We start from the raw sequence: 15107 nt of genomic DNA, 5'->3' as shown, positions 1-15107 counted from the left end.
CATATGCTTAAAATTAAAACACTTTTTTTAATTTTTATCACTTCTACTTCTTTTAGCTCTGCTCAAAACTGCAATTGTGAAAGTAATTATCAGTGGGTAAAAAAGACCTTTGAAGAAAATGATGCCGGATATCAGTATGTGATTGATAAAAAAGGTCTTCCAGCTTATCAGGCTCATAATGATGACTTTCTGAAAAGAATCAAAAATGCAAAATCCGATACAGAATGTTATCAGACAATATATGACTGGCTTAAATTCTTCAGATCAGGTCATTTTTCAGTTTCAAAAATAGAAAATAAAGCTACCGAGGCCCTCCCAGCAGTCAATGAAAATACCAAAACAGAATTGGTGAAAATAGATCTTGAAAAGTTCAAAAAAGAAGCTGCATCTAAAAATGATTCAGATATTGAAGGAATCTGGGAAGTTGAACCCTATACAATAGGTATTAAAAAGTTCGGGGAAGTCTATAAAGGTTTTATCATACAGTCCGGAGCCGAAAACTGGAAACCTAATGAATTAAAACTGACTTTCAACGCCGATAAAACCAAAGGAACCTATTATCTGAGAAATAAAACCGGACAGGAAATTCACGATATGAGACTTGTAGGAAAAAACTATCTTGAAATCAATGACTTTACCTTGAAAAGAGTTTCCCCGAAATTTGAAAAAGAAGAAGGAATTGAAACGTATTATGAGGCTATTATGGCACAAAAACCGTTCCTGAAGCAGCTTAATAAAACTACACTGCTTTTGAGAATCCCTTCATTTAATGGTGCTTTGAAAAAAGATATTGACAGCGTCATTACAGCCAATAAATCTAAAATTGAAAGTACAGAAAACCTAATAATTGATATCAGATATAATGGTGGTGGAAGTGATAACAGTTTTGCCAAAATTATTCCTTATCTCTACACAAACCCTATCCGAAGTGTAAGAACACAGCTTTATTCTACAAAACTGAATAACCAGAGAATGCTTGATTTCTATGACAACTATCAGAAATATGGTATGCAGGCAGATGAAAGAGAATATCTGAAGAAAGCTTATGACAAGCTCAGCAAGAACTTAGGTAAATTTGTAAGCCTTCAGGATGATGGAAAAATTGTAGGAATCACCAAAATGGATAAAATTTCACCATATCCAAAGAATGTAGGAATCATCATTAACAACGGAAACGGAAGTACTGCAGAAGAATTTTTACTGGCTGCCAAACAAAGTAAAAAAGTAAAGCTTTTCGGAACCACTACTGCCGGAGTTCTGGATATCTCCAATATGTATTTTGTAAATTCCCCTTGTAACGAGTTTAAACTGGGCTATGCACTCTCCAAAAGCTTTCGTATTCCTGATATGGCCATTGACGAAAAAGGTATTCAACCCGATTATTTCATCGACAAAACCATTCCGGATTATCAATGGATTGACTTCGTAAATGACGTGCTGAATGAAAAATAAACGATACAAGCTGTTTCAATTGGGAACAGCTTTTTTTATTCTTTACAATCCAATTGTAATCCCTCCTTTCATTATTTAACATTACAGAATATCAATAGAAATGGGCTTTAGCCCATTTATTCTTTAAAACATTCCATTGGCTTAAGCCAAAACCTATTATAAATAATCATTCCTACAATATGGAATACTTCATAAAATCTCATACCACAAAAATTAAAAAATAAACACTTTATTGTAAATTGGTTAAGTTTTTGAAGCTAATTCTATAAACCAGTTACACCATTGAAATTAATCACATTTACAAAAAAAGGCATTTACTGTCCCCAGGGAAAATTTTATATAGATCCCTGGAGACCCGTAGAGATGGCTGTTATCACCCATGGTCATGCTGATCATGCCCGCTGGGGAATGAAAAAATACCTTTGTCACCATTTTACCAAACCTATTCTGTACCAGAGAATTGGACCAGATATTGAATGCCAGAGCGTAGAATATGGAGAAGTGATTACCATCAATGGAGTAAAACTTTCACTTCACCCTGCCGGACATATCATTGGTTCAGCACAGATAAAGCTTGAGTATAAAGGCTACGTGGCTGTCATTTCTGGAGATTATAAAGTTCAGGATGATGGGCTAAGTACTCCTTTCGAACTGGTAAAATGCAATGAATTTGTGACAGAAAGCACCTTTGGGCTGCCTATTTACAACTGGCTGGAAGTTCCGGACTTAAATAAAAAACTCCAGAACTGGGTTCTGAAAAATAAAGAAAACAATAAAACTTCTGTATTCATCGGGTATTCTTTAGGGAAAGCCCAGCGCATTATGAAAGCAGTGGAAGAATTAGGGAAAATATATGTTCATTATTCTATCGGAAAGCTTAATGAAGCCTTCGAAACAGTAGGAATTGATCTTCCTGAATACACCATTGCGGATTTTAGAGAACGCCCGAAAGAGATGGAACACGAAATTGTCATTGTACCACCTGCTTTGCTCGACAGTAATATTATTAAAAAGATTCCAGATCCGGCAACAGCGATATGTTCCGGCTGGATGCAGGTGCGCGGTGCCAGAAGATGGCGAAGCGCTGATGCAGGATTTGCCATGAGTGATCATGCAGATTGGAAAGGATTATTGCAAACGGTAAAAGCAACTGAAGCAGAGCTGGTTCATGTTACTCACGGACAGACAGAAGTTTTTTCCAAATATCTGAATGAAACAGGAATTAAAGCAGATGTTGTAGAAACACTTTACGGAGAAGACGAAGAAGAATCTGAAAAAGAAATCTCACAAAATCCGGCATCATGAGACATTTTGCAGACCTTATCAACGCGTTGGAAACAACCAATAAAACCAATGCTAAAATTGATGCGATCATTGATTATCTCGAGCGTGCTCCTGATGAAGATAAAGTATGGTTTATCGCTTTATTTACCGGCAAGAGACCTAAGAGAAATGTCAATACCAATTACATGAAAGAATGGGCGCTGGAAATTACCAAACTTCCTTATTGGCTGTTTCAGGAATCCTACTCTTCGGTAGGCGATCTTGGAGAAACGTTGTCACTAATTCTTCCGCCTCCGAAGGAAAAAATAGAACGTTCATTATCAGAATGGATGAATGATATCGTAAGTCTGAAAGGCAAAACAGATGTAGAAAAAAAAGAATTTGTACTGCAGTCATGGAATGGGCTGGATTATACCGAGCGATTGATTTTCAATAAATTAATTGGCGGAAGCTTCCGGATTGGAGTTTCAGATAAAACATTAATCAATGCACTGACGAAATTTTCAGGACAGGAACCGAGTGCTTTAATGCATAGCTTAATGGGAAAATGGCAGCCTGAAGAAGTTTCCTTCAAAGAACTTATTGATGCAGAAAATGTAAATCCTGACAATTCAAAACCTTATCCCTTCTGCCTAGCCTATCCTTTGGAAAAAGAAACCAAAGAACTTGGAAATCCTGATGAATGGCTGGTAGAATACAAATGGGACGGAATACGCGGGCAAATCATAAGAAGAAATGATGAGGTTTTCATCTGGTCAAGAGGTGAAGAACTCGTCACAGAACAATTTCCGGAAATTTCAGAAGCCGTACAAGCTATGAAAGGCAACTTTGTCCTGGATGGAGAAATACTTGCAGTGAACGATGGTAAGGTCTTAAATTTTAACGAATTACAAAAGAGATTAAACAGGAAAACTTTAACTAAAAAAATGCTCTCAGAAATTCCGATTGAAGTCTTCGTCTACGACTTACTGGAACTTGAAGATAACGACCTGAGAGAAAAACCCATCTCTGCAAGAAGAGCTTTACTGGGAGAATTATTACTGAATGAGAAGCCCGAACGTATCAGTATTTCCAAAAGTCTGGAATTTGAAAAATGGGAAGAACTGAATTCTCTTCGTGAAAATTCAAGAGACGTAAACAGCGAAGGACTGATGTTAAAACAAAAAAATTCACCTTACCATTCCGGAAGGAAAAAAGGCGACTGGTGGAAGTGGAAAATTAATCCTTTTACCATTGATGCCGTTCTGATCTACGCGCAAAAAGGAAGCGGCAGACGAAGTGCTTACTACACAGATTATAGTTTTGCCGTGAAAAACGGAGATAGTCTGGTGACCATTGCCAAAGCCTACTCAGGATTAACGGATAAAGAAATCATGGAGGTGAGCCGGTTTGTTACCAAGAATGCCATTGAGAAGTTCGGTCCTGTAAGAACGGTAAAAGCAGAACTGGTTTTTGAAATTGCTTTTGAAGGCATAGGTTTCAGCAATCGTCATAAAAGTGGTGTAGCTCTCCGATTCCCAAGAATTGTAAGATGGCGGAAAGACAAAACCGTAGACGAAATTGACGATTTGGAAGAAATTAAAAAATTAATACAGTAATTATTTAAACGCAATGAACTCAAAAGTTTTTAAAATTATTTCTAATATTTTCGTTCGCAAAGGCACTCCGTTCAGCTATGTAAAAATGCAAACTTTGCTAAGTGAAACGCCCTTGCGATCGAAAAATAAAACACTCTCATACAAACTCTTAGCGCCGTTTGTGTTGGAATTTGGTTTAAAAAAATTAATGCAGTAATTATTTTAACGCAATGAACGCAAAAGTTTTTAAAATTATTTCTAATATTTTCGTTCGCAAAGGCACTCCGTTCAGCTATGATAAAATGCAAACTTTGCTAAGTGAAACGCCCTTGCGATCGAAAAATAAAACACGATCATACAAAATCTTAGCGCCGGTTGCGTTGGAATTTGGTTTAAAAAAATTAATGCAGTAATCATTTTAACGCAATGAACGCAAAAGTTTTTAAAATTATTTCTAATTTTTTCGTTCGCAAAGGCACTCCGTTCAGCTTTGATAAAATGAAAACTTTGCTAAGTGAAACGCCCTTGCGAACGAAAAATAAAACACTCTCATACAAACTCTTAGCGCCGTTTGCGTTGGAATTTGGTTTAAAAAAATTAATGCAGTAATATTTTAATGCAATGAACGCAAAAGTTTTTAAAATTATTTCTAATATTTTCGTTCGCAAAGGCACTCCGTTCAGCTATGTAAAAATGCAAACTTTGCTAAGTGAAACGCCCTTGCGATCAAAAAATAAATAATATCCTATAAAATCTTAGCGTCTTAGCGTTAAAAATTAAATAAAAATAGAATTGGCAACTTTCGAACATACCACCGGATTAAAGATCATTCAGCAATGGATGACTGATAAAGGTATTGCTCCTTTCAAATTTCAGTTGGAAACCTGGAAGAAATTTGGAAACGGATACAGCGGAATGGTCGTTGCTCCTACCGGTTTTGGAAAGACTTTTTCTGTTTTTTTAGCCTTAATTTCTGATTTCCTGAATCATCCCGAACAATACAAAAAAGGCTTGAAAATGGTCTGGATTACTCCTCTCCGGTCTCTGTCAAAAGATATTGCAAAAGCGATGCAGGAAGCCATTGATGAAATCGGGCTTGACTGGACTGTAGGCGTGAGAAATGGAGATACGGATCCGAAAGTAAGACAACAGCAGGTCAAAAAGATGCCTGAAATTCTTGTCGTAACCCCTGAAAGTCTTCATTTGCTCCTTGCGCAGAAAAATAATGAAAGGTTTTTCACCGATATGAAATGCGTAGCTGTGGATGAATGGCATGAATTACTGGGTTCAAAGCGCGGTGTCATGGTAGAACTTGGGATTTCTCAGCTTAAAAAATATGTTCCGAAGATCAAAATATGGGGAATCACCGCAACCATCGGAAATCTGGATGAAGCCATGGAAGTGCTTATTCCGTATGATATTAAAAAGACAAAAATTACAGCCAAAGAACATAAGAAAATAGATATTCTGCCGGTGTTCCCGAACGAAATTGAAATATTGCCATGGGCAGGACATCTTGGAAACAAACTGGCAGATAAAGTGGTTCCTATTATTCTGGAATCAAAATCTACCATTGTATTCACAAATACCAGAAGCCAGAGTGAAATGTGGTATCAGCTTTTACTGGAGGCTTACCCTGATTTTGCAGGCCAGATTGCGATCCATCACAGCTCCATTGATGCCCATCTGAGAATCTGGATTGAAGAAAATTTAAGTTCCGGAAAATTAAAAGCTGTAGTTTCAACGTCATCTTTAGACCTTGGAATTGATTTTAAACCTGTAGACACTGTTATTCAGGTAGGATCAGCCAAAGGTGTTGCGCGCTTTCTTCAAAGAGCAGGACGAAGCGGGCACTCCCCTTTTGAAACCTCTAAAATTTATTGTGTTCCGACCCATTCTCTGGAACTCATTGAAGTGGCAGCGCTAAAAGAAGCCGTAAAACAGAAAGTGGTTGAGCCCAGAGAACCACAGGTTTTGTGTTTTGATGTGCTGGTTCAGTTTCTGATGACATTGGCGGTTGGAGACGGATTTTATCCCGATGAACTGTATCAGAGAATTAAAAAAGTATATGCTTTTCAGGAAATGTTGGACGAGGAATGGAAAAGTATTCTGGAATTCCTTACCATTGGCGGCAGTGTATTAAAAAACTATGAAGAATACCACAAGATCGTCATTATGGAAGACGGTCTTTATAAAGTCACCTCACGGAAAATTGCTATGCTCCACCGGATGAATATGGGGGTCATTGTGAGTGATGCCATGTTGAAGGTAAAATTTATTTCCGGAGGCTATATCGGAATGATTGAAGAATATTTTATTTCAAAATTAAAAAAAGAAGAAAAATTCATTCTGGCGGGACGTACACTGGAGGTTGTCATTATTAAAGATATGACAGTGTATGTGAGAGCAGCTAAAGGAAAAGCCCTGGTTCCGAGTTATCTGGGAGGAAGGCTTCCTTTGAGTTCCAATCTGGGGCATTTTCTGAGAGAAAAATTATCACATGCTCTAAATCCGAAAGCTTCAGAAAAAGAGCTTAAATTTTTACACCCGCTTTTAATCAACCAGGAAAAAAACTCCCATATTCCCAAAGAAAATGAATTTCTGGTCGAAATGATCAAAAACCGTGAAGGATATCATTTGTTTATGTATCCTTTCGAAGGGCGTCTCGTTCATGAAGTAATGGCTGCCTTGATTGCTTATCGGATCTCAAAACTTGCGCCTATCTCCTTTTCCATGGCAATGAACGATTACGGATTTGAGCTGTTCAGTGATAAAGAAATTCCTTTAAATGAAGACAATCTCCAGCAGATTTTAACCCGGGATCATCTGATGAATGATGTGATCGCAAGTATCAATTCTGCGGAAATGGCAAGGAGAAAATTTCGTGATATTGCAGTAATTTCCGGAATGGTGATTCAAAATTATGCAGGCCAGCAACGTTCTAACAAATCATTACAGAGTTCTGCCGGACTGATTTTTAAAGTATTGGAAGATCATGACCCCAATCATTTTTTAATAAAACAGGCATATACCGAAGTCTTCAATATGCAGCTTCAGGAACAACGGCTTGTTGAAGCTTTTAAAAGAATTGAAAAATCCAAAATTATTTTAAAACATTCCCGTTCTTTTACTCCGTTGAGTTTCCCCATTAAAGTAGACAGCTTAAGACAGACGCTTTCAAGTGAAGGACTGGATGCGAGAATTAAAAGAATGCTGAAACTGTCTGATATAAGTGATCTTTGATGGTCAATCCGATGTTTTTTCAATGAGTTCCCTGCTCTTTTTAATCTTATTCATAGCCTAATATTCTATGTTAATTTTCTTGAAAAGTCTGGATAATCATCGTAACTTAGAGTATACCTTCCTGGAAGTTGAAATAAAATTTAAAAATGGAAAAATTGTTCTTAGTCCGTCACGGACAGTCACTCTGGAATCTGGAAAACAGATTTACAGGGTGGAAAGATATCGATATAACTGAAGCCGGTATTGAAGAAGCTAAAAAAGCAGGTATTGCGCTAAAAGGAGAAAGAATAGATATAGCATTCACCTCTGCCCTGATCAGAGCACAGCATACCCTCTCTGTCATTCTGGATGAAATAGGAAATCCGGATATTCCTGTCGTTAAAGATAAAGCACTCAATGAACGCTGTTACGGAAATCTGGAAGGATTAAATAAAGCAGATACCGCCTTGAAATATGGTGCAGAGCAGGTTCATATCTGGCGCAGGTCTTACGATGTGGTTCCTCCCGGAGGTGAAAGCCTTAAAGATACTTATAACAGAGTGATTCCTTATTTCGAAAGCGAAATAAAGCCCTTATTGAAGCAGGGCGAAAATGTATTGATTGTAGCCCATGGAAACAGCCTGCGTGCTTTAATTATGTATTTGGAACATCTTTCTCCTGAAGAGATTTTAGAAAGAGAAATTGCTACGGGGTTTCCACTGACTTATATTTTTGATGAGAAATTTCATGTAAGCCGGAAAGTTAGCTGATCCGGTTTAAATAATGTAACTTTGATCCTTCAATTTTCAATCTATCAAGTGTTTATAGCAACCAAAAATATTTCCATCCAAAATAAAACTTTCACTCTGACCAATCAGCGGGCAGCATTCTGGCAAAAAGAAAAAGCCTTGATTCTATCTGATCTGCATATTGGAAAAACCGCTCATTTCCGCAAAAATGGGATTGCACTGGCCAATCACATTATGAAAAGTGATCTGGAAAGATTATCCGCACTGATTGAATATTTTCAGCCTGAAAAATTTATTGTTGTTGGAGACTTGCTGCATGCCGGGGATAATTCTGATGTGGATGAATTCTGTATATGGAAAAACCGGTATCCAGATATACAATTTTATCTTATTGAAGGAAATCACGATCGTATTTCAAAAACTTTGGAGGAAAAATTATGCTTTAATCATAAGTCTGAATTTCTCGAAATAGAAGATATTACTTTTATCCATGATTTTGACAGCATAAAATCCGGATTTCAGATTACCGGGCATATTCACCCTGGAATTGTACTGAATTCTGCGGTGAAAAATATCAGATTACCCTGTTTTGCCCTTAGCAGCAATCAATTATTATTACCCGCTTTCAGTGAGTTTACAGGACTGGATACAAAAAATCTGCCTAAGAAAAGTACATTTTTTGTGTTTACCGATGCTGAAATCTATGAAATTTAGTGATCTAAAGGTGTTAACTCTGGTAGATTTTGTTGCTCGAAAATGAGTTTTACTAAAATGTTGAAATTTTTTTACATGAAACCCTTGTCAAGGTTTAAAACCTTGACAAGGGTTGATAATTCCAATAAATATAGTAAATCTTAATTTTTCTTACTTAAACCAATACTATACATGGTTATCAAAACTGTAACCAGCAGGAATAAAGCACCTATCCATGGCGTACTTGCCAAACCTAAGGAAGAGGTAACAATCATTCCTCCCGCATAAGATCCGATCGCAATACCGATATTAAAAGCAGCAATATTGATCCCCGAAGCTACATCCTCAGTTCCCGGAAGTTCTTTTTCAGCAATCTGTACCACCAATAACTGAAGTCCGGGAACAGAAGCAAATGATAAAGCTCCTAACAGAAAAAGGGTAATGATGCTTAAAACAGGACTGCTTACAGTGAAATAAAACGCCAGCAATACCAATCCCTGTGCGGCAAACATCCATAGAAGGGCTTTCAGAGGATTTTTATTCGCTACTTTCCCACCAATCAGGTTTCCTAAAGCAATGGCAATTCCATAAACCAGAAGGATAAAAGTAACCGTAGATTCCTTAAACCCTGTAATTTTCTGCAAAATTGGCGACAGATACGTAAACACCACAAACGTACCTCCATATCCCATTGCAGTCATTAAAAAGGTAAAAATCAAACGTTTGTTTCCCAGCACTTTAAACTGACTTTTTAAAGATGCTGTTTTCCCGTTTTTCAGATTGTTGGGAACCAATAGTAAACTGGCAATTAACCCTATAATCCCAAGGATTGAAACGCCTATGAAAGTCGCTCTCCATCCGAAATGCTGTCCTATAAATGTTCCTAGTGGAACTCCTGTTACAATCGCCAGGGTAAGCCCGGCAAACATAATAGAAATAGCGGTGGCTCTTTTCTCCTCAGGAACCAGCGACGCTGCAATGGTAGAACCTATGGAAAAGTAAACCCCGTGGGCCAATCCCGTAAGTATTCTGGCCAGAACTAAAGTGATAAAACCAGGAGCTATAGATGCCAGCCCGTTCCCGATAACAAATAAAAGCATGATGGATACCAATAGCATCTTGCGTGGGATTTTCCCTGTTAATGCCGTTAATATCGGTGCTCCGATTGCCACTCCTATCGCATAGAGACTCACCAGCAGCCCTGCGGAAGGTATGGTAATTCCCAGGTCTGAGGCTACGGTAGGAAGCAGCCCTACAATAACAAATTCTGTAGTTCCTATTCCGAAAGCACTTATTGTTAATGCCCATAAAGCTGCAGGAAGACCTTTTTTAGCGGTCTGTGTTGCAGGATTGATCTGTATTTCTTTTTGAAAGTTCATTGTCTTGTATTTTGTTGATATTGACAAGGCAAAGTTCTGACGATTTTTCGTATTATAAAAATTATTTAAATTGTATTAAAGTATCAGAATAATGATAGTTTTTATTTTACATTTAAAATGTGTTCCTTTGTAAATAATCATCAGTTTTAATGAAGAAATCAGAAGCAACCCGTCTTACCATTCTCCAGAAAGCGTTCGAATTGATCTATGTGAAAGGTTTTCAGACTACAAGCATAGATGAAATTATTGCAACGACTCAGGTGACGAAAGGAGCTTTTTATTATCATTTTAAAACCAAGGATGAAATGGGGCTTGCTATTATTACAGATCTGATGAAACCCAATTTCAGGAAAATGTTCATTGACTCTCTTCAAAACAGTCAGAATCCTTTAGACAGTATTTATGATATCATGTATCATCTGTTGATTGAAAACGATTTTTTAAAAGTGGAATATGGCTGCCCTACTTCCAATTTCGTACAGCAAATGGCCCCCTGGCATCATGCTTTTACACACGCTTTGCATGAACTTTCAAAAGAATGGGAACAGGCCCTTGCACAAAGTATTGAGATAGGTAAAGAAGCAGGAATCATCAACAAAGAAGTAAATGCAAAAGAAGTAAGTGTTTTTGTCATTTCGGGCTATTGGGGAGTAAGAAACCTGGGCAAATTAGAAAACTCAAAAGAAGTATATCTTATTTATTTAAAAGGACTTAAGTCTTATTTCAACACGCTTCAATAATTTTTTTCTCAAAAAACATACTAATTAGTATGTTTTTATTTTACCTTTGCTGTGTTCAAAAAAATAAACGATGTATCAAACCCTTACTTTTTTACATTCACTCACCCGATGGTTGGTTTTAATAAGCCTGATCTATGCGATTTACCGTTCTTTCAATGGATATTTTTCCAACAGAAAATTTGCAGGAGCAGATAATAAGGTAAGACACTGGACTGCAACGATAGCTCATATTCAACTGGTCATAGGAATGATATTTTACTTCAAAAGCCCAATGATTCAATACTTCTGGAAAAATTTTAACGAAGCCAAAGACTCTTTGGAACATGTATTTTTCGGACTGATCCATATTTCGCTGATGATTACAGCCATTATTATCATCACGATCGGTTCTGCATTAGCCAAAAGAAAACCTTCGGATAAAGAACAATTCAAAACTATGGGGATCTGGTTTTCTATAGCACTGATCATAATTTTCATTGTCATTCCGTGGCCTTTTTCTCCTTTTGCAAACAGACCTTATTTCAGATAATTATGATAGATTTATTTAAAACAAAAATCGGCCGGTTGAGGATTCTGGCTATTTTGGAAGGAATTTCCTTACTGACTCTGATATTTATTGCAGTCCCTATGAAATACTGGATGGACAATCCTTTATGGGTAAGACTTATTGGCCCTGTTCACGGAACATTATTCCTGCTATTTCTGTTCAATACATTAAGTGTTGGAGTGGAACAAAACTGGAAATTTAAAGAAATAACCTGGAAAGTTATTTTGGCATGCTTTATTCCTTTCGGAACCTTTTATATTGACAAAAAAATTCTGAGCAAGCTATGAAAAGCCTTTTTATATTCTGTGGAATAGCTCTCATTCTGTATATAGTTTACAGAGTTTACCGATTCCAGACTTTAGATAATGGTTTGCCGGAACTCCTCAGAAAAGGAGCTGTTATTTTGGATGTAAGAACAGAAAAGGAATATGAAACAGGACATATAGAAGGTTCTGTGAATATTTCTTTAGGAACAATCAGAGAACGGTATGTAGAATTAGACCCGAAAAAAACATACATCACAGTGTGTTCTCACGGACTCAGAAGTGTAAAAGCAGAGAATATCCTCAAAGAAAGAGGTTTTAAACATATCTACAACGGAGGTGCCTGGACAGATCTTCAGAAAACAATTAACCCATAAGCAATGAATCTCTTCCGAACATTACTGACAGAAGAGATTCAATTTTTTTAAAGAGTTTTATCAGTAAGCCAAACTACTTTTTGTTCTGGTGAATGTTCCTGCCCAATGATATCTCTGTATAATTCAGGTCTTCTGGCTTTAATATAGCGATATCCTCCTGCCTGAGTAAGTCTTTCAGGAGTAATTACTGCTGATTCAAAACTGTCTTCCCATGAGTGACATTCTGCAATCACATCTCCAAAAGGATCTATAATCATGGAACACCCGTTTTTAAGCTGGTCATCATCCATACCAACTGGGTTTGAAAAAACAATATACGCTCCGTTATCATAAGCTCTGGACGGAAGCCACTTCATCAGCCAGTCCCGGCCCTTCATTCCATTAAATTCCAGACGTAAAGACGTAGGATCTGCTACCCTATTTTCCCAAAGCTGTGGGTCTACAAACCCAGCTCCCGGCCTTGTGGATGGTGTACACATGGTGACGTGAGGCATAAAAATAATTTCTGCACCGAGAAGTCTGGTCGCTCTCACGTTTTCAATGATGTTGTTATCATAACAGATAAGAATTCCACACTTCCAACCCATAATATCAAATACACAGTACTCATTTCCGGGTGTAAGATTAGGATTAATAAAAGGATGTAATTTTCTGTATTTCGCCTTCAGTCCTGTTTTATCTACACAAACATAAGCCTTGAAGAGGTTATCATGTTCATCTTTCTCAAACAATCCGGCTAGTATGGTGATATTATATTGAGTAGAAATCTCTTGTAGCCTTGTAATACTCTCACCATCCGGAATAAGTTCTGCAATATCAAGAAGCTGTTCTCTGGAAAGCTTTCGGGCAAAAGTATAGCCTGTAATGGAGCATTCATGGAAGGCAATTACATGAGACCCTTTGGATGCTGCCTCACCAGCTAATTTTTCTATAACGGATAGGTTATAAACTTTATCACCACTTTTGTTTTCAAATTGTGCCGTCGAAATTTTGATATTCATAATTTTTTTAAAGCAAAACTAGGCTGTCTCGCTTCTTAAAAATTGTATAAAACCGCCATTTCAATTTACAGCTCAATAAAATTAACTGCCATTTTATTTTCTGTATGTAAATATTGTTTAGGAGTAAGCCCGATATTATTTTTAAATTCCCTGATCAGATGAGACTGGTCAGAATATCCCGCTTCGTAAGAAAGTGTGGTCATATTTTTATCATCAATCCCGTTATTCATAAGGCTTAAAAAATAATGAAGACGGATGATATTTCCATATTTTTTGGGAGATATTCCTATATGATAGTCAAACTTTCGTTCTAAATGACGCTCAGAATATCCGGTGAAATACTGCAAATCTTTGGAGGATACAGAGCCTTTACTTTGAAGAATATATTGCTGTGTCGCTGTTATTAAATGATGATCTGCACTCATTCTTTCGGATAAAAAACGCGTAAAAAAGATATTCAGATCATTGATTATAGCTAAAGGACTTTCTTTATTAAACAATTTCTCCTGAAACACTTCCAGCTTATTTTTCAAAATATCTTCCACGGAAATGATCTGATTGCGAATTTCTTTGGCAGAGGTTTTTAAAAGAATATTCAAAAAATAAGGTTGAAATACGATGGCCATAAGAGAAAATTTACCTTTTGAAAAGAAATCCCTGTAACCGTTTAATGTACCATAGAAAAAGGAAAATGGCATCTGGTCCTCGGAAATACCGGAATACAGATTCATGTCTCCGGATAGTATCAATCCGGAACTTCCATCCGTAAAGAGCCTTAAACTTTTTATATCCTCTTGGGAATTTTCCAAAAAGATATAATGTCTGATATAAGGAGCCAAGTGTTTGGGAGGCGAAATCTGCATCCATCAAATTTACAGAAAACTTATTGACAGAAAAAGACAATCTCCAAATTTAAGACATGCAAAATCACTTATTTAATTCTCTCGCATATTTTGTCAATTACAAAGATATATACACAATCAACTGCGAAATCTGAGTGATCTGCGGGAGATAAAATTGATAAAATTCTTGAACTTTATGTGGAATTAACACTCATCCTTCTTCGTTGTGATTTCCAAAAACGAAAAGAAATTTATATAAGATACCACACTTTATCCTCTTTTGGTCAGGTATTTGAATCTTATACTACTTACCAATCACTAAAATATAAGAATATGTCAACAGAAAACCTTACCCACCTTGAAGCGATCAAAAAGATCAAAGAACTGTCAGAAAAAGCAAGAATATGTATGTTCTGTACAGAATTGGAAACGATTCCTGTCAATTCAAGACCTATGACTCTACAAGAAACTGATGACAGTGGAAATCTATGGTTTATCAGCAGCGGAACCAGCAACAAGAATTTTGAAATAAAAGAAGACCGGAGAGTACAGCTGTTTTTTATGAACAACAGCGATTCCCAGTATCTTTCAGTTTACGGAAAAGCTTCTGTTTATAAAGATAAAGCAACGATAGAAGATAAATGGTCTCCACTGGCTAAAGCATGGTTTGACGGAAAAGATGACCCCAATGTTACCATTATCCGTGTAGAACCTAAAGAAACTTATTATTGGGACACCAAAGCAGGGAAACTGGTCAGTCTCTTTAGCTTTGTCGCATCTGCAATCACAGGAAACAAAACCGATAATTCAGACGGTGTTGAGGGAAATGCAACGATTTAAAAAGTTCTGAATAAAAATAATTCTCTCGCAGATGCTGCAAATTAAGCAGATTTCTGTGTAATTTTCTGCGTAATCTGTATAATCTGCGAGAGATAAATCAGCAGCATTCAATTTTATCGGAGATAAACACAACGCATATAT

General features: G+C 36.9%; 14 protein-coding genes. 11 read left to right on the top strand and 3 right to left on the bottom strand.

Annotation, left to right across the window (positions count from 1 at the left end):
• The first annotated feature begins 3 nt into the window (after positions 1–3).
• From DDF69_RS06950 to pdeM, 6 genes are all read left to right on the top strand, one after another.
• Complete coding sequence (locus tag DDF69_RS06950) at positions 4–1452, top strand: S41 family peptidase (protein ID WP_114820135.1); 1449 nt, start codon at positions 4–6, stop codon at positions 1450–1452.
• A gap of 282 nt (positions 1453–1734) precedes the next feature.
• Positions 1735–2757 (top strand): ligase-associated DNA damage response exonuclease, encoded by a 1023-nt coding sequence (locus DDF69_RS06945; protein WP_114820134.1) that lies wholly within the window; start codon positions 1735–1737, stop codon positions 2755–2757.
• The gene (locus tag DDF69_RS06940) at positions 2754–4334 is read left to right on the top strand and encodes an ATP-dependent DNA ligase (RefSeq protein ID WP_114820133.1); all 1581 of its coding nucleotides are present in this window, start codon (positions 2754–2756) and stop codon (positions 4332–4334) included. Before DDF69_RS06945 ends, DDF69_RS06940 begins: the two co-directional genes overlap by 4 nt.
• Positions 4335–5105: 771 nt before the next feature.
• Positions 5106–7556, top strand: a complete 2451-nt coding sequence (locus DDF69_RS06925; protein ID WP_114820130.1) for a ligase-associated DNA damage response DEXH box helicase — start codon at positions 5106–5108, stop codon at positions 7554–7556.
• Positions 7557–7702: 146 nt separating this feature from the next.
• Entirely contained in the window at positions 7703–8305 is a 603-nt protein-coding gene (locus tag DDF69_RS06920; RefSeq protein ID WP_114820129.1) for a 2,3-bisphosphoglycerate-dependent phosphoglycerate mutase, read from the top strand.
• A gap of 21 nt (positions 8306–8326) precedes the next feature.
• Entirely contained in the window at positions 8327–8998 is a 672-nt protein-coding gene (gene pdeM / locus DDF69_RS06915) for a ligase-associated DNA damage response endonuclease PdeM (RefSeq protein WP_228411937.1), read from the top strand.
• Between the two features lie 140 nt (positions 8999–9138).
• Here the strand turns inward: pdeM and DDF69_RS06910 are convergent, their stop codons facing one another.
• Entirely contained in the window at positions 9139–10356 is a 1218-nt protein-coding gene (locus tag DDF69_RS06910) for an MFS transporter (protein WP_114820127.1), read from the bottom strand.
• 149 nt (positions 10357–10505) lie between these two features.
• Between DDF69_RS06910 and DDF69_RS06905 the strand changes: the two genes are divergently transcribed.
• From DDF69_RS06905 to DDF69_RS06890, 4 genes are all read left to right on the top strand, one after another.
• Positions 10506–11096: a TetR/AcrR family transcriptional regulator gene (locus DDF69_RS06905; protein WP_114820126.1), complete on the top strand. Its 591-nt coding sequence runs from the start codon at positions 10506–10508 to the stop codon at positions 11094–11096.
• Between the two features lie 70 nt (positions 11097–11166).
• Entirely contained in the window at positions 11167–11625 is a 459-nt protein-coding gene (locus tag DDF69_RS06900; RefSeq protein WP_114820125.1) for a hypothetical protein, read from the top strand.
• 2 nt (positions 11626–11627) lie between these two features.
• Entirely contained in the window at positions 11628–11930 is a 303-nt protein-coding gene (locus DDF69_RS06895) for a DUF3817 domain-containing protein (protein WP_114820124.1), read from the top strand.
• Complete coding sequence (locus DDF69_RS06890) at positions 11927–12283, top strand: rhodanese-like domain-containing protein (RefSeq protein ID WP_114820123.1); 357 nt, start codon at positions 11927–11929, stop codon at positions 12281–12283. The genes DDF69_RS06895 and DDF69_RS06890 overlap by 4 nt, the downstream gene beginning before the upstream one ends.
• Positions 12284–12330: 47 nt before the next feature.
• Here DDF69_RS06890 and DDF69_RS06885 read toward each other — a convergent pair whose 3' ends face one another.
• Complete coding sequence (locus DDF69_RS06885) at positions 12331–13284, bottom strand: nitrilase family protein (RefSeq protein WP_185144324.1); 954 nt, start codon at positions 13282–13284, stop codon at positions 12331–12333.
• Positions 13285–13349: 65 nt separating this feature from the next.
• Positions 13350–14147: a helix-turn-helix domain-containing protein gene (locus tag DDF69_RS06880; RefSeq protein WP_114820121.1), complete on the bottom strand. Its 798-nt coding sequence runs from the start codon at positions 14145–14147 to the stop codon at positions 13350–13352.
• A 312-nt stretch (positions 14148–14459) separates the two neighbouring features.
• Here DDF69_RS06880 and DDF69_RS06875 point away from each other — a divergent pair, with 312 nt between their 5' ends.
• The gene (locus DDF69_RS06875) at positions 14460–14966 is read left to right on the top strand and encodes a pyridoxamine 5'-phosphate oxidase family protein (RefSeq protein WP_114820120.1); all 507 of its coding nucleotides are present in this window, start codon (positions 14460–14462) and stop codon (positions 14964–14966) included.
• Positions 14967–15107: the final 141 nt, after the last annotated feature.

The sequence above is a fragment of the Chryseobacterium sp. KLBC 52 genome (assembly GCF_003347605.1).
Taxonomy (GTDB): Bacteria; Bacteroidota; Bacteroidia; order Flavobacteriales; family Weeksellaceae; genus Chryseobacterium.
The sequence above is the reverse complement of the archived record's forward strand: the minus strand, read 5'-3'. Positions and strand labels throughout refer to the sequence as shown.